This window comes from Streptomyces sp. NBC_01089 (assembly GCF_045162975.1).
Lineage (GTDB): Bacteria > Actinomycetota > Actinomycetes > Streptomycetales > Streptomycetaceae > Streptomyces.
Genome location: NZ_CP108660.1, coordinates 6610808 through 6633748, shown reverse-complemented (window position 1 = coordinate 6633748; position 22941 = coordinate 6610808). Strand labels below are relative to the sequence as shown.

22 protein-coding genes are annotated in these 22941 nt (G+C 72.1%); 10 read left to right on the top strand and 12 right to left on the bottom strand.

What is annotated here, in order from left to right:
* Nucleotides 1–61: 61 nt before the first annotated feature.
* From OG510_RS29770 to OG510_RS29760, 3 genes are all read right to left on the bottom strand, one after another.
* Nucleotides 62–787: a DsbA family oxidoreductase gene (locus tag OG510_RS29770; RefSeq protein ID WP_406142618.1), complete on the bottom strand. Its 726-nt coding sequence runs from the start codon at nt 785–787 to the stop codon at nt 62–64.
* 187 nt (nt 788–974) lie between these two features.
* The gene (locus OG510_RS29765; RefSeq protein ID WP_406140851.1) at nt 975–1817 is read right to left on the bottom strand and encodes an alpha/beta fold hydrolase; all 843 of its coding nucleotides are present in this window, start codon (nt 1815–1817) and stop codon (nt 975–977) included.
* Nucleotides 1818–1841: 24 nt separating this feature from the next.
* On the bottom strand, nt 1842–1940 hold the full coding sequence (locus OG510_RS29760) for a phosphopantetheine-binding protein (RefSeq protein ID WP_406140850.1): 99 nt from the start codon (nt 1938–1940) through the stop codon (nt 1842–1844).
* 236 nt (nt 1941–2176) lie between these two features.
* Between OG510_RS29760 and OG510_RS29755 the strand changes: the two genes are divergently transcribed.
* Entirely contained in the window at nt 2177–3928 is a 1752-nt protein-coding gene (locus OG510_RS29755; RefSeq protein ID WP_406140849.1) for a hydrogenase maturation protein, read from the top strand.
* A gap of 63 nt (nt 3929–3991) precedes the next feature.
* Here OG510_RS29755 and OG510_RS29750 read toward each other — a convergent pair whose 3' ends face one another.
* Both OG510_RS29750 and OG510_RS29745 read right to left on the bottom strand, forming a co-directional pair.
* Nucleotides 3992–4696, bottom strand: coding sequence for a nucleotidyltransferase domain-containing protein (locus OG510_RS29750; protein WP_406140847.1), 705 nt, complete (start codon nt 4694–4696; stop codon nt 3992–3994).
* A gap of 97 nt (nt 4697–4793) precedes the next feature.
* Nucleotides 4794–5633: a helix-turn-helix transcriptional regulator gene (locus OG510_RS29745; RefSeq protein ID WP_406140846.1), complete on the bottom strand. Its 840-nt coding sequence runs from the start codon at nt 5631–5633 to the stop codon at nt 4794–4796.
* A gap of 163 nt (nt 5634–5796) precedes the next feature.
* On the opposite strand from OG510_RS29745, the gene OG510_RS29740 reads away from it, so the two are divergent.
* On the top strand, nt 5797–6549 hold the full coding sequence (locus OG510_RS29740) for an SDR family NAD(P)-dependent oxidoreductase (protein ID WP_406140844.1): 753 nt from the start codon (nt 5797–5799) through the stop codon (nt 6547–6549).
* Nucleotides 6550–6763: 214 nt separating this feature from the next.
* On the opposite strand, the gene OG510_RS29735 is transcribed toward OG510_RS29740, so the two are convergent.
* Nucleotides 6764–7735, bottom strand: coding sequence for a GlxA family transcriptional regulator (locus OG510_RS29735; protein ID WP_406140843.1), 972 nt, complete (start codon nt 7733–7735; stop codon nt 6764–6766).
* 71 nt (nt 7736–7806) lie between these two features.
* Between OG510_RS29735 and OG510_RS29730 the strand changes: the two genes are divergently transcribed.
* Complete coding sequence (locus OG510_RS29730; RefSeq protein WP_406140841.1) at nt 7807–9189, top strand: MFS transporter; 1383 nt, start codon at nt 7807–7809, stop codon at nt 9187–9189.
* Nucleotides 9190–9256: 67 nt separating this feature from the next.
* On the opposite strand, the gene OG510_RS29725 is transcribed toward OG510_RS29730, so the two are convergent.
* A complete protein-coding gene (locus OG510_RS29725) occupies nt 9257–9880 on the bottom strand; it encodes a DUF1349 domain-containing protein (protein ID WP_406140839.1) in 624 nt (207 codons plus the stop codon).
* Complete coding sequence (locus tag OG510_RS29720; protein ID WP_406140837.1) at nt 9877–11403, bottom strand: aldehyde dehydrogenase (NADP(+)); 1527 nt, start codon at nt 11401–11403, stop codon at nt 9877–9879. The genes OG510_RS29725 and OG510_RS29720 overlap by 4 nt, the downstream gene beginning before the upstream one ends.
* A gap of 156 nt (nt 11404–11559) precedes the next feature.
* Between OG510_RS29720 and OG510_RS29715 the strand changes: the two genes are divergently transcribed.
* The 3 genes from OG510_RS29715 (at nt 11560) to OG510_RS29705 (ending at nt 14571) form a co-directional block, all read left to right on the top strand.
* A complete protein-coding gene (locus tag OG510_RS29715; RefSeq protein ID WP_164265820.1) occupies nt 11560–12333 on the top strand; it encodes an IclR family transcriptional regulator in 774 nt (257 codons plus the stop codon).
* 144 nt (nt 12334–12477) lie between these two features.
* Nucleotides 12478–13929, top strand: coding sequence for a peptidoglycan D,D-transpeptidase FtsI family protein (locus OG510_RS29710; protein ID WP_406140836.1), 1452 nt, complete (start codon nt 12478–12480; stop codon nt 13927–13929).
* A 117-nt stretch (nt 13930–14046) separates the two neighbouring features.
* Entirely contained in the window at nt 14047–14571 is a 525-nt protein-coding gene (locus OG510_RS29705) for a hypothetical protein (protein ID WP_406140835.1), read from the top strand.
* On the opposite strand, the gene OG510_RS29700 is transcribed toward OG510_RS29705, so the two are convergent.
* Entirely contained in the window at nt 14510–15298 is a 789-nt protein-coding gene (locus OG510_RS29700; RefSeq protein WP_406140834.1) for an HAD family acid phosphatase, read from the bottom strand. The genes OG510_RS29705 and OG510_RS29700 overlap by 62 nt on opposite strands.
* 143 nt (nt 15299–15441) lie before the next feature.
* Between OG510_RS29700 and OG510_RS29695 the strand changes: the two genes are divergently transcribed.
* Nucleotides 15442–16218 (top strand): GNAT family N-acetyltransferase, encoded by a 777-nt coding sequence (locus tag OG510_RS29695; RefSeq protein ID WP_406140833.1) that lies wholly within the window; start codon nt 15442–15444, stop codon nt 16216–16218.
* A gap of 109 nt (nt 16219–16327) precedes the next feature.
* Here OG510_RS29695 and OG510_RS29690 read toward each other — a convergent pair whose 3' ends face one another.
* Nucleotides 16328–17254, bottom strand: coding sequence for an AraC family transcriptional regulator N-terminal domain-containing protein (locus OG510_RS29690; protein ID WP_406140831.1), 927 nt, complete (start codon nt 17252–17254; stop codon nt 16328–16330).
* A gap of 124 nt (nt 17255–17378) precedes the next feature.
* On the opposite strand from OG510_RS29690, the gene OG510_RS29685 reads away from it, so the two are divergent.
* The gene (locus OG510_RS29685) at nt 17379–18425 is read left to right on the top strand and encodes an aldo/keto reductase (RefSeq protein ID WP_406140829.1); all 1047 of its coding nucleotides are present in this window, start codon (nt 17379–17381) and stop codon (nt 18423–18425) included.
* Nucleotides 18426–18623: 198 nt separating this feature from the next.
* Here OG510_RS29685 and OG510_RS29680 read toward each other — a convergent pair whose 3' ends face one another.
* Both OG510_RS29680 and OG510_RS29675 read right to left on the bottom strand, forming a co-directional pair.
* Entirely contained in the window at nt 18624–19787 is a 1164-nt protein-coding gene (locus OG510_RS29680; protein ID WP_406140828.1) for a hypothetical protein, read from the bottom strand.
* Nucleotides 19784–20746, bottom strand: coding sequence for a 5-dehydro-4-deoxyglucarate dehydratase (locus OG510_RS29675; protein ID WP_406140827.1), 963 nt, complete (start codon nt 20744–20746; stop codon nt 19784–19786). Before OG510_RS29675 ends, OG510_RS29680 begins: the two co-directional genes overlap by 4 nt.
* A gap of 313 nt (nt 20747–21059) precedes the next feature.
* On the opposite strand from OG510_RS29675, the gene OG510_RS29670 reads away from it, so the two are divergent.
* Nucleotides 21060–21884, top strand: a complete 825-nt coding sequence (locus OG510_RS29670) for an NAD-dependent epimerase/dehydratase family protein (RefSeq protein WP_406140826.1) — start codon at nt 21060–21062, stop codon at nt 21882–21884.
* Nucleotides 21885–22130: 246 nt separating this feature from the next.
* The gene (locus tag OG510_RS29665) at nt 22131–22892 is read left to right on the top strand and encodes a DeoR/GlpR family DNA-binding transcription regulator (protein WP_164265810.1); all 762 of its coding nucleotides are present in this window, start codon (nt 22131–22133) and stop codon (nt 22890–22892) included.
* The last annotated feature ends 49 nt before the right edge of the window (nt 22893–22941 follow it).

Below are 22941 nucleotides of genomic sequence, written 5' to 3'. Positions count from 1 at the left end.
TCACCGCACGGTCAACCGACCGCCCTGCCACCGCCCCGATCACCGCACAGTCACCGCGCGGTCAGGGCCGGTCGCCCGGTGCCGGGACCTCGCAGCCGTCGGGGCCGCAGACCTCGCCGTCGCCGCCGACCATCGCGGGCCGGGGCCTGGCGTCCCACGCCTGGCCGAGCGCCTGCGTGAAGACCTCGGCGGGCTGGGCGCCCGACACCCCGAACGCACGGTCCAGCACGAAGAACGGCACACCGTTCGCGCCGAGTTCGGCCGCCTCGCGCTCATCGGTCCGCACGGCGTCGGCGTACGCGGCGGGGTCGGCGAGCACCGCGCGGGCCCCGTCGGCGTCCAGCCCGGCCTCCACGGCCAGCTCCACCAGATACGCGTCGCCGCCGTCGAACACGGAGCGCTCGTCGGCGAAGTTCGCCCGGTAGAGCAGCCCGATCAGCTCGTCCTGCCGACCCTGCTCCTTGGCGAAGTGCAGCAGCCGGTGCATGTCGAAGGTGTTCCCGTGGTCACGGCCCTCCGTGCGGTAGCCGAGGCCCTCGGCGCCGGCGTTGGCCGCGATGTTGTTCTCGGCCTCCTGCGCCTGCTCCGGGCTCATCCCGTACTTCTTGCTGAGCATCTCCAGGACGGGGGCGGCGTCGCCCTTCGCCCGCGCCGGGTCCAGCTCGAAGGAACGGTGCACCACCTCGACCTGGTCGCGGTGCGGGAAGCCGGCGAGGGCCTTCTCGAACCGGGCCTTGCCCACGTAGCACCAGGGGCAGGCGATGTCGCTCCAGATCTCGACGCGCATGTTCTTCATCTCTCCAGGGTCGTACGGCACAGGAAGCCCCCGCGCACCTGGTCAACAGGTGCGCGGACCGGCACATTCCCCGCGAGGGCACGGGGTGGTCATCCCGCCACCCCGCCGCCACGGGTCCCGTGCCCCGCACCCTCCTGCACCGCACCGCACCGCCCACGCGCCCAGCGCCCCCACCCCGTCAGCCGCATTCCTCCAGCCGGCGCGCGGTCAGCTCTCCCACCAGTGCGAGCATGTCCGGCTGTGTCATGTCCTCATGGCGGCACGGCACACTCTCCGCCCGTACGTCCCCGGTCACATACGGCGCCCACGCCTCCGCCGGCTTCGCACCGTCGACCTTGCCCGCAGCGGCCACGACGAGCAGCACGTCACCCTCGTACACGCGCGGCACGTGGGTCCGCAGGATGGCCGAGCTGTTCTCCAGGACCCGCCGGTTGAAGGCGTCCCCCTCGTCCCCGCCGTCCCCCTCGTCCCCGCCGTCCCCCTCGCCCCGGAGGACGAACTGCTCCCACTCCTCCGGCAGGCCGTCCTGCGCGTGGAGGCCGGGCACATCGAGGCCGAACAGGGCCGGGATGTGATGCGCCGGGTACGAGTCCATGATCACCAGGGCGTCGACAGCGAGCCCCGCCTCCCGCAGCTGGACCGCCACCTCCTGGGCGACCACACCGCCGAGCGAATAGCCCAGCAGCTGATAGGGACCGGCGGGCTGGACGGCCCGGATCTGCCGTACGTAGTCAGCGGCCATCTCCGCAATCGACTGCGGCAGTTCCTCCGCACCCGTGAGGCCCTGGGCCTGCACCCCGTACAGCGGATACTCCGCCGGGATCGACGCGGCCAGCTGTGCGAAACCCCAGCTCACCCCGGTCGCGGGGTGGACGCAGAAGAGCGGCGTACGACTGCCCCGCGTCCGGATCGGCAGGACCCTCGCCAGCGCTTCCCCGGACCGGGCGAGGCGTTCCCCTCCGGTGAGTGAGCCGATGAGGCCGGCGACGGTGGGCGTGGCGAACAGGGCCCGCAGCGGCACATCGAAGCCCAGCCTCGTCCGTACCTACCCCACCAGGCGCGTCGCAAGGAGGGAGTGCCCGCCCAGTTCGAAGAAATTGTCGTCCACGCCGACTGCGGGCAGACCGAGGACGTCCGCGAACATCGCGCACAGGATCGCCTCCTGCCTGTTCGAAGCGGCCCGGCCGGTCCCCTCGGCGGTGTGCTCCGGGGCCGGGAGCGCCTTGCGGTCGAGCTGGGGCGCCGCAGATGGCGCAGAGCGCTCCGCTTTCGGTGGACACCGCGGCCCGGCGTCCCCCGTGCACCGCCCCGGTGTGCCCGACGATCGCAGGCGGCCGGCCCCACCCCGGCCATGGAGCGTCCGATCACCGGGAGACCGCCGTGCACATCCTGCTCGTCGCGAGTGCCTTCAACAGTCTGACGCAGCGGGTGCACGCCGAGCTGCGGGAGCACGGCCACACCGTCGCGGTGGCCGTCGCGCTGCCCGACCCCGCCCTGCACGACGCGGCGCTGCGGGAGGCCGTCCGCAGGCACCGGCCCGAGCTGATCGTCGCCCCGCTGCTGAAGACGGCCGTACCGCAGGACATCTGGACGGCGCACACCTGTCTCATCGTGCACCCGGGGCCGGTCGGCGACCGTGGGCCCTCCTCCCTGGACTGGGCGATCCACGAGGGCGTGACCCGCTGGGGGGTCACCGTCCTGCAGGCGGACGCGGTCATGGACGCCGGTGATGTCTGGGCCACCGCCGAGTGCCCGGTGCCCGCGGTGGGCAAGAGCGATCTGTACCGCAACGAGATCTCCGACGCGGCGCTGCGGGCGGTGCTCCAGGCGGTCGAGCGATTCGCGTCAGGTACGTATGTGCCGGAGCCGCAGCAGCAGCGGCCGGTACGGCAGGGCGCCGCCCGCACCAGGCCGTATCTGCGCCAGGAGCAGCGGCGGATCGACTGGCGGGCGGACTCCACAGCGGCGGTCGTACGCAAGCTGCGCGCCGCCGACTCGAACCCGGGAGTACGCGACGAGCTGCTCGGCGGTGAGTGGTTCCTGCACGGCGGCCACCCGGAGGACGAGCTGCGGGGCCGGCCGGGCGAGCTGCTGGCCACCCGCGCCGGCGCGGTCTGCCGGGCGACGGCCGACGGGGCGGTGTGGATCCCGGAGCTGCGGCCCCGGCGCGTCCCCGGCGAGCCGCCCACGTACAAGCTCCCGGCTGTCGCCGCGCTCGGCGACCGGCTCCCCGCACTGCCCGAACTCCCGGCGCCGCTGCGGACGGACGGGCCGTCGCGCACCTGGAGCGACATCCGGTACCGGGAGGAGGGGCGGGCGGGGTTCCTCACGTTCTCGTTCCCCGGTGGCGCCATGAGCACGGACCAGTGCGGGCGGCTGCTCGCCGCGTACCGGACCGCGCTCGCCCGGCCCACGTCGGTGCTGGTGCTGGGCGGCGGCCGGGACTTCTTCAGCAACGGCATCCATCTCAACGTGATCGAGGCGGCCGCCGACCCGGCGGCGGAGTCCTGGGCCAACATCGGTGCCATGGACGACCTGGTGGAGGCCGTTCTGACGACCACCGACCGGCTGGTGATCTCCGCTGTGGGCGGCAACGCCGCCGCGGGCGGGGCGATGCTGGCGCTGGCGGCGGACGAGGTCTGGTGCCGGGCGGGCGCGGTGCTCAATCCGCACTACCGGCTGATGGGGCTCTACGGATCCGAGTACTGGACCCGCACCCTGCCGCGCCGGGTGGGTGCGGAGGTCGCCGGGGAGCTGATGCGGCGGGCGCTGCCGGTCGGCTCGGCCGCCGGGCAGCGCATCGGTCTGGTGGACCGGGTCGTCGAATGCGGCCCGCAGGACTTCCCGGCCGCGGTGACCCGGCTCGCCACGCTCCTCGCGTCGTCCTCCGCCGCGCAGTCGCGGGCGGCGGCCAAGAAGGCCGCGCTGGACCGCGAGGAGGCGGTCAGGCCGCTGGCCGCGTACCGGGAGGACGAGCTGACGCGGATGGCGCGCACCTTCCGCGACCCGCAGGCCCCGTACCACGCGCTGCGGCGCGCGTTCGTCCACAAACTCCCGCTGACGGCCACCCCGCCCCACCTGGACACCCCCCGCCCGCAACGCGCGGGCACGGCACCGGGCGACGGTGTGTGAGCGGCCCGGTGCGTGCCGCGGCGAGCAGTACCCCGGCCGCCGGGGCGGGGACCTCGCGCAGCCTCAACTGCGTCTGTAACCGGCCCAGATGGGTCCGCCTGCCAGCTTCAGTACGTCCTGCACCGCACCGCTGAAGTGGTCCGTTCCTTCAGCCCTGCCGGACATCGCCGCGGCCGCGCCGGCTGTCAGCCGCCCGTGCAGCGCGGGGTCGGCCGCTGCGAGCCGCCGTGAGAGCCACTTGCCGCCGCCGAGCCAGTGTCCGCCCGCCAGCAGGGCCAGCTCCGAGGCGCGCCGCAGCAGATCCGCCACCAGGTAGGCGCGCTCCGCCGGGTCGGTGCAGCCCCGAAGATCGTCCAGGGTGTCGGTGAGCGCGTACCGCCGGTCCTCCAGCTCCGCCGCAGGTACGGGAGACGGCCCCGCCGCCAGCCGTTCCCGGGACTCGGCCTGCAGCGCTGCCCCGAGCCCGTCCGCATCGGCCAGCACCATGCCTTCCGCGCACATGGCGAGCAGCGGGGAGTTGCGGGCGACGGTCTCCCGCTCGGCGAACGACCGCCAGACGGCCTCGGTCTGAACGAACAGCTCCACCGGCCAGCCCTCCCACACCAGGCTCTCCCGGAACGGGGCGGGCGGACCGGCCAGCAGGACCACGATGTCCAGGTCGGAGGTGGCGGTGCGGCGGTGAGTCAGCACACTGCCGCACAGAAAGGCGGCCCGCGCCCCGGGGAAACGGTCGCGCACCAGGTCCCTGGCGGTCTGCACATGATCCATCGCCCCAGTGTGCCGCCAAGGGCGGCTCCGGGCACCGGGATTTCTCCCCGGTGCCGCCGTAACGGCGGTCACGCCTCTGTGAGGGCCGGTCCCTGCGTCACAGGTGCGTCGCCCGGCGCAGCAGGCGGTCGATGTTCTCGTGGCTGCGCCGGTCGGTGGGGGTCTGGACGACGAGGCGGACGCCGGGGTGGTCCGTCAGTTCCATGCCGGTGGCACGCAGACTCACTTCGCCGATTCCCGTGATGTCGTAGCGCTTGTCGCACAGGTGCGGTGGAGCGACGTCGTGCGTGGCCCAGAGCCGGGAGAACAGTGGGCTGGCGGCGCACAGACGGGTGACGAAGTCCTGCCATCGCGGGTCGCCCGCGTTCTGGCTGTAGCGATAGCGGAACCCCGCCACGGCCTCGGGCGCCTGCTCGTCGCGGTTGACGATGGGGTGCTGTCCATCCGGCGCCGCGAAGAGGTGCCAGAGGGTGTTGCGCTCACCGGGCGGAGCACTGACCAGAGCGGGGTGCAGGGCCGCATAGGCACGGTTCCAGCGCAGCACGTCGGTGCGGGCGTCGACCAGCATGGCGGGCAACGGGTCCAGGGCTCCCAGGACGGTGTCGAGGTGGCCGGGGAGCTCGGACGGCGGATCGCTGATGACCGGGGGCTGGGGGACCTCGGCCAGACGGTAGAGGTGGTCACGCTCGGCGGCACCCAGAGACAGGGTGCGGGCCACCGCGTCGAGCACCTGGGAGCTGACGTTGATCGGCCGCCCCTGCTCCAGCCACGTGTACCAGGTGATGCCGACACCGGCGAGCTGGGCGACCTCCTCGCGGCGCAGTCCGGGGGTACGCCGCCGGACTCCCGGGAGGATGCCGACGTCCCCGGGTGAGACCCGCGCGCGTCGTGAGCGCAGGAACTCCCGCAGTTCGGTCCGGTTCGTGGTCGTCGGCACCTGTCCACTCTGCCAGAGCCGGGAGGCGTCGGCCTGGTGCTGTCAGTACCGGTATCGGCAGGCTTCTGGCACCGGTGTCCGCACAGCCGCAGGCTCGTACCGCCTGTATTCCCCAGGACGTTCCCTTCGGAACGGCTACCCGGACGAACGGACGACGAGTTCCATGAGCAACACGTTTCACCACAAGGTCGCGGTCGTGACGGGCGGGAGTGCCGGTATCGGCCACGTCACCGCGCGGAAGATCGCCGAAGGCGGCGGCACCGTCTACATCACGGGCCGGGACCAGGACGCCCTGACGGCGGCGGCAGCGGATCTGCCGGGTGACGTCGTCGGGGTGCGCGCCGACTCACGCTCGGCCGACGACCTCGACCGGCTCTTCGCACAGGTGGAGCGGCGCAGCGGCCGGCTGGACGTGCTGGTCGTCAACGCGGCGGCGATCGCGACCGCACCGCTGGGAACCATCACCGAGGACGTCATCAGGTCGGTCTTCGACGTCAACATCACCGGCACGATCATGACCGCCCAGAAGGCGCTGCCACTGCTGGCGGACGGCGGCGTCATCGTCCTCACCGGCTCGATGGCCGCGCACAAGGCGTCGCGCGGGCGGAGTCTCTACGCGGCTTCGAAGGCCGGGGTCCGTGCCCTCGCCCGTACCTGGGCCCTTGAGCTGACCCCACGCGGGATCCGGGTGAACGTGGTGAGCCCGGGCCCGACGGACACGCCCGGTATCGCACAGCTGGCCGCCACCTCCGAGGAACGCGAGACGCTCATCGCCACGATGGGCACCGGGACCCCGATGACCCGGGCCGGTACCGCGGAAGAGGTCGCCGCCGTCATCGCCTTCGTCGCCTCGGACGCGGCCTCCCACGTCAACGGCGCCGACTACCAGGTCGACGGCGGTTACGGCCAGGTCTGACACCCTCACGGGGCCGTCCCGGACCACCTGGACACGGCCGGATGTCTTCGATCACGGCCTCGTACTGGTGCGCTCGCATAGTCAACTGTCGCGTGTTGGCCCGTCCGGCTCTCCTGATCGTCAGCACACCGCTCAGCCTTCGGTGACATCACTCAAGGTTCGATGACACGGGGCACCGGTGCCGCAGCCCCGGGCCGAGGTCTGCGCGCCACCGTCAGGCCGTGGTCGCGATGCGGCTGAACGCCGCCCGGTAGGCGCTGGGGGTGAGGCCGACCCGGCGTGTGAGGTGCTGGCGCAGGGAGTCGGCTGTGCCGAGGCCGCTGGCGCTCGCCACCCGGTCCATGGGCAGCGTGGTCGTCTCCAGGAGTTCACGGGCCCGTTCGATCCGCTGGTGCAGCAGCCACTGGAGCGGGCTGACGCCCGTCTCCGCCTGAAAGCGGCGGGACAGCGTACGGATGGAGACCCCCGCGTGCCGGGCGAGATCGGTGAGGGTGAGCGGCTCGTCGAGGTGCCGCATCGTCCAGGCGCGGGTCTCGGCGAAGGAGATGCCGCGCTCGGGCGGCAGCGGGGTGTCGGTGAACTGGCCCTGGCCGCCCGGCCGTACGGGTGCCACCAGTGCCAGTCTGGCCACCGCATTGGCGACGGCCGCCCCGTAGTCGGTCCGGACGATGTGCAGACACAGGTCGATGCCGGCCGCGTACCCGGAGGCCGTGAGAATCTGGCCGTCGTGGACGAAGAGGACGTCGTCCTGAAGGGTGACCGAGGGGTAGCGGCTCGTCAGCTCCTCGCTGTTCTTCCAGTACGTCGTCGCGGGGCGCCCGTCGAGCAGTCCGGCCTCGGCCAGCAGGAAGGCGCCCGAGCAGATGGCGGCGACGCGCTTGCCCGCGGCGGCCGCTGCGCGCACCGCCGTCACCGTGCCGGGGTCGAACTCCTGCCGGAGGCCCGCGCCCGCGACGATCACGGTGTCAGCCTCATCGACCACGTCGAGGCCCCGGCGCACAGCGATCTCCAGACCTCCCGTGGTGACGACCTGGCCGGGAACGGGGGCGCAGATGACGGTCTCGTAGCCGGGAGCAGCGTTCACCTCGACCTTGTCGAAGATCATCTCCGGGACGGCCAGATTGAACATCGATACGGGCGGGGTGGCGATCACGGCGACGTGGTAGGGGCGGCAGGGGCGCGGCATGGCCAGAACCTCCGGATGTATGGCATTCAGGCCACTACTGTAGCCTCCGCCCCTTCGGCAGTCTCAGGTACATGACTTCCGAGACGCTCCTCCAAACACCCTCCCGCAGACACGAGTTGGCAGGCAGCGGCCGCGTGCCCGCACCTGGCGCGACCCTGCTGGCCGCACTGTTCGGCTTCTTCCTGATCACGCTGGACGCCACCGTGGTCACCGTCGCGCTCCCCGCGATCGGCGGCGATCTGGGCGGTGGACTCCCGGGGCTGCAGTGGGTGGTGGACGGCTACACGCTGGCGTTCGCCGCGCTGATGCTCTCCACGGGCGCGCTGTCCGACCGGATCGGTGCGGGGCGCGCCTACGCCGTCGGAATCACCCTCTTCACGCTGGCCTCCGCCGCCTGCGGTCTGGCCCCGGCCCTTTCCGTACTGATCGGCGCGCGGGTGCTCCAGGGCGTCGCGGCCGCGGTGTTGCTGCCCGCGTCGCTGGCGCTGGTGCGCCAGGCGTACCCGGATGCGGCGCGGCGGGCCCGTGCGGTGTCGCTGTGGGCGGCGGGCGGCTCGGTGGCCGTCGCACTGGGGCCGGTGGCCGGCGGGGCTCTGACCTCCGCGTGGGGGTGGCGCGGGATCTTCTTCATCAATCTGCCCGTAGGGGTCACCGCGCTGATCCTGCTGACCCGTACCCCGCGCTCCGAACACCGACCGTCCCCACTGGACGTGCCGGGTCAGCTGTCCGCCGTCGTGGTGCTGGCCGGGGTGACCTTCGCAGTGATCGAGGGCGGTGCGGTGGGGCTCGCCGCGGCGGGTGTGGCCGCGCTGGCGCTGGTCGCGTTCCTGTTCGCCGAGTCCCGGCATCCGCATCCGGTGGTGCCACTGAGCCTGTTCCGCAACCGGACGGTGTCGGCCTCGATGGCCGCCGGAGCGGCGAACAGCATCGCCTTCTACGGTCTGATCTTCGTGCTCAGTCTCTTCTTCCAGCAGGTGCGCGGGCAGTCGGCGCTGAGCGCGGGCCTGATGTTCCTGCCGATGAGCGCGCTGATCCCGGTGGTCAATGTGTTCGCCGGCAAGCTGGCGGACCGCTTCGGCCCGCGGGTACCGATGCTGGCGGGTCAGCTCATCGCGGTCGCGGGGGTGCTGCTTCTGCTGCTGCTCTCACCGCGGACTCCCGCCCTGCTGGTCGCGCCGGCCCTTGTACCCCTCGCGGTGGGCACGGCTCTGACCGTCCCGCCGCTGACGGCCTCGATGCTGGAAGCGGTGCCCGCGGACCGGGCCGGGCTGGCGGCCGGGGTGCTGAACGCGGGGCGCCAGGTGTCGGGCGGTCTCGCGGTGGCGGTGTTCGGAGCGCTGGTCGGGGGCGACAGCGGCTTCGCTCCGGGTATGCGGACGTCCCTGCTGATCAGCGCGGGCCTGCTGGCCCTTTCGGCGCTGGCCACCGCCCGACTGCGGCCGGGCCGTGGCTGAGGGGTCGGCCGGGCAGCGGCGACAGCAGGGCCGGAGCCTGCCGGAGGCCCCGGGGAGCTTCCGCCCCTCAGCTGCCGTCGCGCAGCCCCTTGGGTGCGTACCCACGGAATGCGACGGAGTCGAACGTCACCGCGCAGCCGTCCGCGGTGGGGCACTGGGCGAGGAAGCCGATCCGGGCGCCCGTCGCCTTCTCCGCGTCGCCGAGTGCGAAGACCCGTACGAAGGTCCAGCGCTCGCCGTCCGCCGACGCGTGGAAGGCGAACGCCTTGCCCGTACGGCTGATCCGCAGCCAGACGCTGCCGCCTTCCACCACCGCGGAGTTGACGTCGTCGGAGTACCCCCTGGTCACGACCGAGCAGACGGTGGGGGTGTCGGGGGAGAGTTCGAAGCAGAGCTTCGCCCACTCCCGCCGCGGCCACTCCTGTTCGCCGGTCTCCAGATACAGCGCGCCCGCGTCCCCCGCGCCGACGAAACCGACCGTCACGCGCGCGATCAGCTGGAAGTCGCCCGGCGGGGGCGTGCCGAGCAGCCTGGGCGCGTCGGACGCCGGGGTGAGCGAGTCGCCCGCCGGGGGTACGAACAGGTCCTCGCGCGCTCCGGCGCGTACCGAGAGCGCCCCTTCCCCGTACGACCAGGGGGCCTGCGGGCCCGCCGGAAGCAGCGGGAAGGGCAGCTCGGGCAGCCGGGTCACTCGGGCAGGCCGTTGATACGGCGGGGCAGGCCCAGCGGGTTGGCCTCGCGCAGCTCGGGCGGGAGCAGTGCGTCGGGCGTGCTCTGGTACGCGACCGGGCGCAGCCAGCGCTCGATGGCGGTGCCGCCGACCGATGTGGAGGTGGAGGTGGTGGCCGGGTAGGGCCCGCCGTGGTGCTGGGCGGGGGCCACGGCGACGCCGGTGGGCCAGCCGTTGACCAGGACCCGGCCGGCGAGCGGGGTCAGCTCGTCGAGCAGGGCGGCGGCGCCGCCCTCCCCCGCGGCCTCGGCGGCGGAGACCTGGAGGGTCGCGGTCAGATTGCCCGGCAGCCGGGAGAGCACCGCGGTGATCTCGTCGGTGGATCCGTAGCGTGCGACGACCGTGACCGGGCCGAAGCACTCCTCCAGGAGCAGATCGTGTTCACCGTCCGCGGCGAGCAGCGCCGCCGGCAGCGTCAGGAAGCCCGCGCTGACGGTGTGCTCGCCGCCCGCCCCCGGCGTGACCGGGACGTCGACGCCGGTCAGCGCGGCCCGTTCGCGTACGCCCGCGAGGAAGGCGTCCCGCATCCGGTGGTCGAGCAGGACACCGGCCTCGCAGTCGCTGACCGCTGCGGTCAGCGACTTGACCAGGGCGTCGCCGCCAGGCCCGGTGGGCGCCAGCACGAAGCCGGGCTTCACACAGAACTGGCCGGTGCCGAGGGTGACCGAGCCCGCGAGGCCCGCGCCGATCTCCTCGGCGCGCTCGGCGGCCGCGGCCTCGGTCACCACGACCGGGTTGAGCGAGCCCAGCTCGCCGTGGAAGGGGATCGGGACCGGCCTGGCCGCCGCCGCGTCGAAGAGTGCCCGGCCGCCGCGCACCGAACCGGTGAAACCGGCTGCGGCGACCAGCGGGTGCTTGACGAGCGCCACTCCGGCGTCGAAGCCGTGCACCACGGAGACCACCGCGGGGTCAGCTCCGGCCTGCTCGGCGGCCCGGTGCAGCACTGCGGCGCACAGCTCGGACGTGGCGGGGTGGTCGGGGTGCGCCTTGACGACGACCGGGCAGCCGGCCGCGAGTGCGCTGGCGGTGTCGCCGCCAGGCACCGAGAAGGCCAGCGGGAAGTTGCTCGCCGCGTACACCGCGACGACGCCCAGCGGGAGCTTGTACCGGCGCAGGTCGGGCCGGGGCGGAACCGCGCCGGCGTCCGGGTGGTCGATACGGATGTCGAGGAAGGAACCCTCGTCGATCACATCGGCGAACGCCCTGAACTGCGCTGTGGTGCGGGCCAGTTCACCCGTGAGCCGGCCGGGACCGAGCGCGGTCTCGGCGTCGGCCGCCTCGATGACATGGGGGCCGGCCTCGTCGAGCAGATCGGCGGCCGTACGCAGCAGGGCCGCCCGCACTCTGCGGTCGGCGAGCGAGGCACGTGCGGCGTGGGCGGCGCGGACCACCTGGTCCACCTCACCCGTCGTGGCCTCCAGCGCAACCTGCTCGCGCTGCTTCCCGGTTCGGGGGTCGACACTCCAGACTGGTGTTGCTGCCACCGCGAACGTCCTTCCAGATCCACTGCCGCAAACCGCTGCCGCACAACGAGTTGTTCGGTAAAGTTGTTCGGTATTCTGAACACAGTTCCTGATGATGAATTTCTCCTGGGAACTCTAATAACGCGCGTTCAGCATTGACAAGAGGGGCAAGGTCGAATGTCGACTGCCGAGACAGCAGGTGGGGCGCAGGTCAAGTCCGCGGTGCGGACGGTGGAGTTGCTCGAGTACTTCGCCGGGCGCCCCGGCATGCACTCGCTCGCAGCCGTCCAGGAGGCGGTCGGATACCCCAAGTCCAGCCTCTACATGCTGCTGCGTACGCTGGTGGAGCTGGGCTGGGTGGAGACCGACGCGACCGGCACCCGGTACGGCATCGGGGTCCGCGCCCTGCTGGTCGGCACGTCGTACATCGACGGCGACGAGGTCGTCGCCGCGGCCCGCACCACCCTGGACCGGCTCTCCGACGACACGACGGAGACCATCCACCTCGCCCGGCTCGACGGGACCAATGTCGTCTATCTGGCCACCCGGCAGTCGCAGCACTATCTGCGCCCGTTCACCCGGGTCGGCCGCAGGCTCCCCGCGCACTCGACCTCGCTGGGCAAGGCGCTGCTCGCCACCCACAGTGACGAGCAGGTCCGCAAGATGCTGCCGGAGACCCTGCCGCAGCTCACCGAGCACACCATCACCGACCGCGAGAAGCTCATCGACGAGCTGCGCCTGGTCCGCGAGCAGGGGTACGCCGTGGACCGCGAGGAGAACACGCTGGGGCTGCGCTGCTTCGGCGTCGCGATCCCGTACCGCACACCGGCCCGTGACGCGATCAGCTGCTCGGTGCCGGTGGCCCGGCTCACCCCCGGCCATGAGCAGATGGTCAAGGACGCGCTCTTCGACGCCCGCGACCGGCTGACCCTGGCCACCCGCCGGCTCTGACCCCACGGCCCGGCGGCTCCGGCGGCTCCGGCCGCTCCGGCCGCTCCGGGAACCACCCGGATCGGACCCGGCGCAGATGAGAGATGGCTGAGAAAACCAGCCGGCGGGGAACGGCGCGGCCCGTTCCGCTCGTCCTCCTACGGGATGAACAAGACACTCAGGCGCGCCTCGGTCTTCTGCCTGCTCCTGGTCCTCGCCCTGCTCGCGCGGGCGACCTGGGTGCAGGCGTACGAGAGCCAGGCCCTCGCGGACAACAAGAACAACCGTCGGACCACGATCGCGCAGTACGCGCATCCGATGGGCGACATCATCGTGGGAGGCAAGTCGGTCACCGGATCGAAGAGGACGGACAGCGGCGACCTCGCCTACCGGCGCACCTACACCGACGGGGACCTGTACTCGGCCGTGACCGGCTACAGCTCGCAGGCGTACGGCTCGACGCAGCTCGAAGGGATCTACAGCGACGTCCTGGACGGGACGGACAACCGGCTGAAGAACCCGGTCGACTCGCTGACCGGCAAGCAGACCGCGCCGGGCGACGTCCTGACGACCATCGACCCCTCCGTGCAGAAGGCGGGGTACGAGGCGCTCGGCACCAAGAAGGGCGCCGCCGTCGCCATCGACCCGAAGAGCGGGCAGATCCTGGGGATGGTCTCGACCCCCTCCTACGACCCGTCGAAGATCAGCGGGACGACGGACGGCGACGCCTGGAAGCAGCTGACCGGGGACAAGGACCAGCCGATGCTCAACCGTGCGCTGCGCGAGCCGCTGCCCCCGGGGTCGACCTTCAAGCTGGTGGTCGCGTCGGCCGCGCTGGAGGACGGGCTCTTCTCCTCGATCGACGAGAAGACCGACAGCCCCGACCCGTACCGGCTCCCCGGCACGGTCAGGGACCTCGGGAACGAGAGCGCGTCCGACCCCTGCAAGAACGCGACGCTCCGTGCCGCCCTCGAATACTCCTGCAACACCGTCTTCGCCAAGCTGGCCGACGATCTGGGCCAGGACAAGGTGCGGGCGATGGCGGAGAAGTTCGGCTTCAACGACACCAAGCAGGACGTGCCGGTGCGCGCGTGGGCGAGCAACTACCCCTCGCACATGAACAAGGCGGAGACGGCGCTGAGCGGCATCGGCCAGTTCGATGTGACGGCCACCCCGCTCCAGATGGCGATGGTGACGTCCGCCCTGGCCAACGGCGGAGTGATGGCCGACCCGCACATGGTCTCCAAGGTGACGGACGGCGACGGCAACACCCTCCAGTCTTACGACAAGGAGCCGTCCAAGCGGATCGTCTCGGCGTCCACGGCCTCCCAGCTGCAGAGCGCGATGCAGACCGTCGTCGAGCAGGGCACGGGGTCGAGCGCGAAGGTGCCCGGCGCGGTGGTCGGCGGCAAGACCGGCACGGCGCAGCACGGGGTGGACAACGACAAGGCGCCGTACGCCTGGTTCACCTCGTACGCGAAGGACAAGTCGACCGGCAAGGAGGTGGCTGTCGCTGTGCTCGTCGAGGACTCGGACGCGGCCCGTGCCGAGGTCAGCGGCAACGGCCTCGCGGGGCCCGTCGCCCAGAAGATGATGGCCGCGGCGCTGAAGAAGTAACCGGAGTCGGGGGAAGAAGCGGCCGGAGGCGGGGAAGGAACGGCCGGAACCGGAGAAGGAGCCGTCCGGTGATCCATTACGGCCCGCGGCGGGCACCCCTGGCCGTAGGGTGCCGCCATGGTCATACGACTGCCCCGCTCCCCGTCCGGCTGGACCATGGCCGTCTTCGGCGTCCTCGCCACCCTGCTGGGGGCCGTGGGCCTGGTCTCCCCCGAAGCGCTCCTGAAGGCCCTGGGCTTCGCGGCCCCGGCGTCCGGCCGTCCGCCGTCCGACTACACCCGGACCTTCATCACGGCCTCGTCGATGGCCGCGGTGAACATGGGCGTGTACTACCTGCTGGCTGCCGCCGCCGACTGGCGGGCCTTCTTCCGCTGGACGGTGCCGTTCCGGCTGCTGACCTTCGCGGTCTTCACCACGGCCGTCGTGTCCGGCCGGGCGCCGTCCGGGTTCATCGGCGTGGGCCTGTGGGAGGGGATCGGCGCGGTCGCGACCGCGGTGGCGCTGCGGTACGACAAGCCGCCGGAGGAGCGGGCCGAAGCGGCCTCTCCTCCGGCGGGCGGTCAGCGCGGGGCCGGGCCGGTCACGGCAGGAAGTACATCGGGTTCGGGATCTTGTACGTCTTGTCGGCATAGCCACCGCTGAGGTCGGAGTACTGGTCCCCGAAGTTGGCGACGATGGTGTAGCCGAGCGACTCGATGTGCTTCCTGGTGCCGGCCTTGAACTGCACCGTGCTGCAGGTCCACTTGGGCTTCGCGCAGCTCAGGTAGGACGGCGCGGCGGCCGGGTCCTTGAGGTAGAAGTGGGACCTGTCCACCGGCACCTGGTATCCGGCCCTGGTGAGGTTGGTGGCCGAAGCGGTGCGCTGCGACTCGTCGCGTCCGGTCAGGAAGAAGACCGTGACGCCCTTGTCCGCGGCGTAGTTGACGACGTCGGGCATGCCGAAGACCGCGATGGAACGCGCGCTCTGGACGTAGTCGTTGAAGGCGGTCGCGTTGTAGGCGAAGCCGTACTTCTTCTCCCAGTCGTAGGTGAGCAGCGTCGTGTCGTCCACGTCGAGGACGATCGCGGGCTTGCGGCCGTGCCCGGTGCGGTGGGCGGCCTCGGCGATCTGCCGCTTCGCCCGCGCCTCGATGCCCCGGACCTGCTTGGCGTAGTTGCTCTTCGGGGACGCCTGATAGGCACCCGACGCGTCGGCCGTACCGCCGTAGTAGGCGTTGATGCTGTCTTCGACCTTGGTGACGTTCGGGATCTCCCGGTCCGTGCGCGGCACGGAGTTGTCGGCCGTGGCGACGCCGATGCCGTAGAGGGCACTGCCGGCCGCGGCGAGCGCGACCGTACAGGCGGAGATCCTGGCGAGTCTGGAGGGCATACGCGTGTACTCCGGTTCTGGTGGTGACGGACTGCAGGTCACTGGTTGTCTACGCGCATCACATGGTGTGCACAAGGCTCTTTGCGGATCTGTTGCGGAGAAACGCGGTTGCGGTGTGCGGGGCACGGCTGTTGGGTGGCCGGATGGATCTGGAAGCGGTACGGGCGGCCTTCGACCTCCGGATGCGGCGGGAGGCGCCGCCGGACGGTCCCGGTGGCGTGGTCGAGCGCGTCGGGGACGTCGTACGGCAGACCGGTCCCGACGCAGGCAGCTGGAACGGCGTGGTCTGGTCGGACCTTGACGAGGCCACAGCCGACGCGGCGATCGCCGGGGCGGTACGGCACTTCACCGCGCTGCACCGCGAGTTCGAGTGGAAGCTGTACGCCCACGACCGCCCGGCCGATCTGGCGGACCGGCTCGTGGCGGCCGGGTTCACCCCAGAACCGCCGGAGACACTGATGGTCGCCGAGGTCCAGGGGCTGCCGACGGAGGTACGGCTGCCGCAGGGGGTGGAGCTGCGCCGGGTGACCGATGCGGCCGGGGTGGCCCTGATGACACGCGCGCACGAGGCGGCGTTCGGCGAGGACGGCTCGCGGATCCACCACCAGGTGCTGGCACGGCTGGCCGATGACCCGGATTCGCTGGTCGCGGTGGTGGCGATGGCCGGTGACGAACCGGTCTGCGCGGCGCGGATGGAGTTCCGTCCGGGCACCGGGTTCGCGAGCCTCTGGGGCGGCGGCACGGCCCCGGCGTGGCGCGGGCGCGGCATCTACCGCGCCCTGGTCGCGTACCGCGCGGGCATCGCGGCCGCGCGCGGCATCCGCCTCCTCCAGGTCGACGCGTCCGACGACAGCCGCCCGATCCTCCAGCGGCTCGGCTTCGCCGCGCTCACCACCACGACGCCCTTCGTGTACGGGTAGGGGCGGGGCCTGGGCCCGTACAGGCAGGGGCAGTCGGTGTGCGGGGCACGGGGCTGCCGTCAGCCGGCCCTGCCATCAGCCGCGCCCCGACGCCTGCTGCGCCCCGCCGTCAGCCGTGCCCCGCGTGGCGGGCCGCGTCGCGGCCGGGCGGGGCCCCGAACTCCTTGCGGTACTCACGGCTGAACTGGGACGGACTTCCGTAGCCGACCCGGTGGCCGACCGCCGCGACGTCCACCGGCGGCCCGGTCATGAGCAGGGCGCGCGCCTCCCGAAGCCGGATCTGCCGCTGGAACTGGATCGGTGTCATCGAGGTCGCGGCGCGGAAGTGCCGGTGGAAGGCCGACGGGCTCATATGGGCCAGCTCGGCGAGGTCCGCGACGCGCAGCGGCTCGTCGTGGTGCCGGCGGATCCAGCGGATCGCGCGGGAGATGCGCGCGATGCTGCTGTTGGCGAGGCCGATCTGGCGGACCAGCGCGCCCTGTTCACCGGTGACGAGGCGCCACAGGATCTCCCGTTCGATGCCGGGTGCGAGGACCCGGAGGTCGTCCGGGCGGCCGAGCAGACGCAGCAGCCGGACGATCGGATCGAGCAGTTCTGCCGTCGCGTCGCTGACCGCGAGGCCCGCGAAGGCGGGCGGCTTCACGGTGTCCGCCGCCTCCAGGAGCAGCGGTGCGATCGCCACCGGGTCCAGCGTCATGCTGAAGACGACGAAGGGTTCGTCCCGGCCGGCCTCCAGCGCCTGCCCGGTCACCGGCAGATCGACCGGGACGACGCAGTACTGCCCGGCGCGGTAGTCATGGGGCACACCGTTCAGCACCGTGCGCTTGACGCCCTGGCCGACCACCGCGAGGGACGGTTCCGTCATCGCGCCGACCGGGAGCGTGGGCCGGTCCGCGTACGTGATGAACACCCCGTCCAGGATCGTCATCTTGCGCTGCGGGCCGCCGCCCGCATGCCGGACGATCAGTGTCCGCAGCTCGGCGAGAAGCTCAGCGGCGCGCGCTGCGGACTCGGGTGGGGGTGCCGGGTCTGTCATGGCGCGATAAGAGCACTCTCAGCAGGATCGTGCAAGCGGGTGGCAGGAATCGTCTACCGTCGGGGCGTTCCGGCGTGGTGGGCTTGCAGGAATCTGCAGGACCGAGCGCCGGAGGCGGCACGTCATGAATCGCAGGACCCTCGGGGCAACCGGCATATCCGTCAGCGAGTTCGCACTCGGCGCGATGATGTTCGGAAGTCTGGGCAACCCGGATCACCGGGACGCGGCCCGGATCATCCACACCGCGCTCGACGCCGGGATCAATGTCATCGACACGGCCGACGTCTACTCCAGGGGCGAGTCCGAGGAGATCGTCGGCAAGGCCGTCAAGGGCCGCCGGGACGATCTCGTCGTGGCGACCAAGTTCGGACGGCCGATGGGCGACGACCCGAACCAGCGGGGTGGTTCGCGCAGATGGATCGTCCGCGCGGTCGAGGACAGCCTCCGCCGGCTCGGTACGGACTACATCGACCTGTACCAGATGCACCGGCCCGACCACGGGACCGGCATCGAGGAGACGCTCTCGGCGCTGTCCGGCCTCGTGGAGGCGGGCAAGATCCGGGCGTTCGGGTCGTCCATGTTCCCGGCGGAGATGATGGTCGAGGCCCAGTGGGCGGCGGAGCGGCGCGGCTCCCACCGGTTCCTGACCGAGCAGCCCATGTACTCCCTCTTCACCCGCAGGCCCGAGGCCGCCGTGCTCCCGACAGCTCAGCGCCACGGACTGGGGGTGCTGACCTTCGGCCCGCTGAACAGCGGCTGGCTCTCCGGGCGTGCGGACCTCCCGTCCACCCACCGGGCCAGGCTGATGTCGTCCGCCCTCCCCTCGCACTACGACCCGTCCACTCCGGCCGGCAGGCTGAAGACCGAAGCGCTCGCGAAGCTCACCGTTCTCGCCGACGAGGCGGGCATGACGCTGCCGCAGCTCGCGATCGCCTTCGTCCGCGCGCATCCGGCGATCACCTCGGTGCTGATCGGTCCGCGCACCCAGGAGCAGTTGGACGGGCTGCTCACCGCCGCCGGTATCGATCTGCCGGACGAGATCCTGGACCGCATCGACGAGATCGTCCCGCCGGGAACCGACCTCGACCCGGCGGACAACTACGCGGCCGCGCCCCGCGCGATCGAGGACGCGAGGCTGCGCCGCAGGCCGGAGCGCGGCCACCAGGGGTAGGTCCGGTGAGACACACCAGGGGTCAGGTGAACTCGCCGCTGAAGCTCTGCCCCTCGAACCTCCCCTGCCGCACATATCCGCTGACCGTTGCGGTGTTGAGGACGGTACGGACGCCCGAGCCCCCTGCGGTGCCGCCCGCTCCCCCGATGCCCGGCCCCGGCTCCGGCTCCGGCTCCGGCCCCAGGCACCGGCCCCCGCTCAGGCCAGCGCGGTCCGTACGAGCGCGAGGTCGGCGTCGGACGCCAGCCCGGCGTGGTACAGCCGCAGTTCGGTCGCCCCCAGGCCCGCCGCGCGGGCGGCGTCCTCGGCCAGGGTGGCGGGGCTGCCGCCCATGCCGGAGACGACGGTGAGATTCGCCGCGAGCACCGTGCGCTCCGTGCGGTGCACGGCGAAGGGGGCCAGCAGGGTGGGTCCGCCGGTGCACGGCACGACCACACCGTCGGCGACACCGAGGATGTGCTCCGGGTCCACGCCCGCGTTCGCACCGCAGTGGTGGGCGGCCGGGTCGGCGTGCAGCAGCACCTGGAAGCCGGGGGGCGCCGCGGCCCGTACCGCGGCGACCGCACGCTCCTGGAGCGTCGCGGCGGTGCGGGTGCGCCACTGGAGCACGGCGGCCGCGGTGTCAGCCCCGAGCAGCTTCTCCACCGCCGAGCCGCCCGCGTCGGGCGTCCCGCCGGTCCACGCCGGCTCCAGCGCCCGGCGCACGGCCGCGCTCAACTCGTCCGCGTCCAGGCCGAGTCCGCCGTATCCCCGCGCACAGTCCGGGCAGAAGCAGAGCGACATCAGATACTGGCCCGCGTCACCGAGCCCCACTCCGGCGATCTTGTCGTGGGCGTGCAGATGGGCGAGGCCGTACCAGCCGAGGGACTCCAGTTCGGTGCCGTCGGCTCCGGGGCGCACCGCGGCCTCCACGGCCAGATCGGTGAGGTAGGCGCGGGTGGCGGGCTGGGCGATGCAGGGCGCCCACGGGTAGCGGTCGCCGTAGGCGTTGACCACCGAGGTCTCCGGATGCTCGGCGCCCAGGCGGGAGTTGTGCGCCAGGACCACCCAGGTGTGGACCTCAAGACCGGTGGCGGCCAGCGCGGCGGCGGCCTCTCCGTACGGATCGGGGGTGGCGGCCCAGGACCCGGCCGCGTAAGGACGCAGCTCCCGTCCGGCCCACCGCTCCCGTGACGGCGGGTAGAGCACGGACGCGTGTCCCGCGGTGACGATCCGGTGGCGGGGGTGGCGTGGCGTCAGCGCGCGGGTCGAGTGGTAGGCGGAGGCGAGGGTGACCTGCTGGACGCCGAGGTCCGCGACGCGGTCCGCGGCGTCCGGGTCGCCGACGACGTCCCACGGGTAGAGGAAGGCCGAGGTCTTCACGCCCGCTCCCCCGCGCCCGCCGCGCCCGCCGGGACGGCCAGCGCCGCCCGGCCCCGCTCGATGATGGCGGCCAGCCGCGCGATGTGCCCGGACGACGGCTCGCCGAGCGGCGGGCGGACCTCGCCGACGTCCAGTCCGCCGAGCCGCACCCCCGCCTTGATCAGCGACACCGCGTATCCGCGCCGCTGGTTGCGCAGCTCGACGAGCGGCCGGTAGAAGGTGTCGAGCAGCCGGTTGGCCGTCGTGTCGTCGCCCGAGCGCAGGGCGCGGTAGAAGGCGAGCGCGATGTCCGGGGCGAAGCAGAAGGCCGCGGACGAGTAGAGCGTGACGCCGATGGCGCGGTAGGAGAGCGCGGTGAGTTCGGCGGTGGGCAGCCCGTTGAAGTAGAGGAAGTCCCGGCCGGGCAGCTCGGTGCGGACCGCGCTGATGATGCGCTGCAGCAGATCGAGGTCGCCGTGCCCGTCCTTGAGCCCGATGATCCCGTCGACCTGGGCCAGGGCCACCACCGTCTCCGGGGTGAACACCGCGTTGTCGCGCTGGTAGACGATGACGTCGAGCGAGGTGGCGGCGGCGAGCGCCGTGTAGTGACGGACCAGTCCGTCCTGTTCCGCGGTGACGAGATACGGCGGCATGGCGAGCAGCCCGTCGGCGCCCGCCTCCTGTGCGGTCCTGGCGAACTGCACGGCGAGGGCCGTGCCGTATCCGGCGCCGGCGACGACGGGCACCCGGCCCGCGCTCACCTCGACCGCGGCGGCGACGACCGCGCCGAACTCCTCGGGGGTGAGCGCGTGGAACTCGCCCGTGCCGCAGCAGGCGAAGACCGCGGCCGCACCGGAGTCGATGCCGCTGCGCACATGCGCGCGGAAGACATCGAGATCGACGGCGCCGTCCGGCCCGTACGGAGTCACGGGGAAGAACAGCAGACCGTCGAGTCGGCCGGCGAGCGGGGCTGAGGACACGGGCGCTCCCTGAGTCATCCAGTCGTGCATGGTTCCGAGCTGTGCATAGCTCTGATCAGTGTCTATATTTCTGAACATCGCCACGCTAAGCCAGCCGGGCGGGGGCGGTCAAGACGAGAAACGCCATGACAGAAGGTGAAATCGGCAGGTGAAATCCGCAGCTCCGCGCGCCACTTGACGAGGCCCGGAGCGGCTCCCTACTTTGTCCATGCATGTGAATGCCATCCACTCATGGACACGCTGGTCACACTGAACCCACTCACCTCCGCCACCGCGGCCGGCCGGTTCCGATTCACCGAGGAGAGACCCGCTCATGCCCGCTCCCCGCACGATCCTGCTCACCGGAGCCGCCGGAGGGCTCGGCACCCTGATGCGGGGCCTGCTGCCCGCCTACGGCTATGAGCTGCGCCTGTTCGACGCCGTACCGGTCGAGGGCGCACCGGAGGCGATCACCGCCGACCTGGCCGACCGGGAGGCTCTGCGCGACGCGGTGCGGGGCGTGGACGCCGTCATCCATCTCGCCGGCATCTCCCTGGAGTCGTCCTTCGACAAGATCCTGCGGGCCAACATCGAGGGCACGTACAACCTGTACGAGGCGGCGCGCGAGGCGGGCACCGGCCGGATCGTCTTCGCGTCGTCGAACCACGCGGTGGGCTACACCCCCAGCCCGGGAAGCGAAGTCCCTGCCCCCGAGGGCGCGTTGATCCCGATCGACACCCCGCGCAGGCCGGACACGTACTACGGGCTCTCCAAGTGCTTCGGGGAGGATCTGGCCCAGCTGTACTGGGACAAGTTCGGCCAGGAGACCGTGTCCGTGCGGATCGGCTCCTGCTTCCCCGAGCCGACCTCCGTACGGATGCTCTCGGTCTGGATGAGCCCGCAGGACGGCGCACGGCTCTTCCACGCCGCGCTGACCGCCGACGGCGTCGGCCACTCGGTGGTCTACGGATCATCGGCCAACACCCGGATCTGGTGGGACCTCTCGTCGGCGCGGGCGCTGGGGTACGAGCCGCGGGACGACTCGGAGCCGTACGCCGCGAAGCTCATCGCCGAGCAGGGCGAGCTCGACCCGGGCAATCCGGCCCACTCCCACCTCGGCGGACCGTTCCTCACCGACCCGCCGATCTGGCCGCACTGACCGGCCGCCCGCCGGTCCACCACACTTCGGGCGCCCGCATCCGGGCGGTGAACGGGCCCGTCCGGTACGCCGGGCGGGCCTTCGTCATGCCCGGACGGGCACACCGCACCAGGTGGGGCGGGTGACAGCCATTTCGGAAACGGACAGAAACGGGCATGATCAGGCCCGTTCCTGCCCTGTTCACACCATGCGGGCGGCTGTACAACTCTCCACACAGCAAGCGGAAGCCGAGGAGAACCAGTGTCAGTGAGCGCGGAGCAGCGCCGGCGGGAGATCGTCCGGGCCGCCCGGAAAGCGGGCTCGGTCGATGTCACCGACCTGTCCGCGCGGCTCGGCGTGGCCAAGGAGACCGTACGCCGGGATCTGCGCGCGCTGGAGGACCACGGACTGGTCAAGCGTACGCACGGCGGGGCCTATCCGGTGGAGAGCGCGGGCTTCGAGACCACGCTCGACTTCCGGACGACGATGCACGTACCGGAGAAGCGGCGGATCGCCGAAGCCGCGGCCCAGCTGCTCGGCGACGCCGAAACGGTCTTCATCGACGAGGGGTTCACCCCGCAGCTGATCGCCGAGTGCCTGCCGCACGACCGTCCGCTGACCGTGGTCACCGCCTCACTGGTGACGGCGGGGGCGCTGGCGCTCGCCGAGCGGACGACGGTCCTGCTGCTCGGCGGCCGGCTGCGCGCGGGCACCCTGGCCACCGTCGACCACTGGACGACCCGGATGCTGTCCGGGTTCGTCATCGACCTGGCCTTCATCGGTGCCAACGGGATCTCCCGCGAACACGGTCTGACCACACCCGACCCCGCGGTCGGCGAGGTCAAGGCGCAGGCGGTCAGGGCCGCCAGGCGCCGGGTGTTCGCCGGGAACCACACGAAGTTCGGCGCGTCGAGTTTCTGCCGGTTCGCCGATGTCACCGACTTCGAGACCATCGTCACCAGCACCCTGCTGCCCGCACCCGAGGCACACCGCTACTCCCTGCTGGGACCGCAGGTCATCCGGGTCTGAGCCCCTCCCCTCCCCTCGTACACGCCCGCTTGCCTGCCGGTCAGAGCCA

Coding starts and splice junctions, on each gene's coding strand:
- OG510_RS29695 (WP_406140833.1), top strand. CDS start 15,442: ATGGATCTGGAAGCGGTACGGGCGGCCTTCGACCTCCGGATGCGGCGG.
- OG510_RS29690 (WP_406140831.1), bottom strand. CDS start 17,254: ATGACAGACCCGGCACCCCCACCCGAGTCCGCAGCGCGCGCCGCTGAG.
- OG510_RS29770 (WP_406142618.1), bottom strand. CDS start 787: ATGCGCGTCGAGATCTGGAGCGACATCGCCTGCCCCTGGTGCTACGTG.
- OG510_RS29740 (WP_406140844.1), top strand. CDS start 5,797: ATGAGCAACACGTTTCACCACAAGGTCGCGGTCGTGACGGGCGGGAGT.
- OG510_RS29730 (WP_406140841.1), top strand. CDS start 7,807: ATGACTTCCGAGACGCTCCTCCAAACACCCTCCCGCAGACACGAGTTG.
- OG510_RS29670 (WP_406140826.1), top strand. CDS start 21,060: ATGCCCGCTCCCCGCACGATCCTGCTCACCGGAGCCGCCGGAGGGCTC.
- OG510_RS29735 (WP_406140843.1), bottom strand. CDS start 7,735: ATGCCGCGCCCCTGCCGCCCCTACCACGTCGCCGTGATCGCCACCCCG.
- OG510_RS29715 (WP_164265820.1), top strand. CDS start 11,560: ATGTCGACTGCCGAGACAGCAGGTGGGGCGCAGGTCAAGTCCGCGGTG.
- OG510_RS29760 (WP_406140850.1), bottom strand. CDS start 1,940: ATGTTCGCGGACGTCCTCGGTCTGCCCGCAGTCGGCGTGGACGACAAT.
- OG510_RS29750 (WP_406140847.1), bottom strand. CDS start 4,696: ATGGATCATGTGCAGACCGCCAGGGACCTGGTGCGCGACCGTTTCCCC.
- OG510_RS29700 (WP_406140834.1), bottom strand. CDS start 15,298: ATGCCCTCCAGACTCGCCAGGATCTCCGCCTGTACGGTCGCGCTCGCC.
- OG510_RS29685 (WP_406140829.1), top strand. CDS start 17,379: ATGAATCGCAGGACCCTCGGGGCAACCGGCATATCCGTCAGCGAGTTC.
- OG510_RS29705 (WP_406140835.1), top strand. CDS start 14,047: ATGGTCATACGACTGCCCCGCTCCCCGTCCGGCTGGACCATGGCCGTC.
- OG510_RS29710 (WP_406140836.1), top strand. CDS start 12,478: ATGAACAAGACACTCAGGCGCGCCTCGGTCTTCTGCCTGCTCCTGGTC.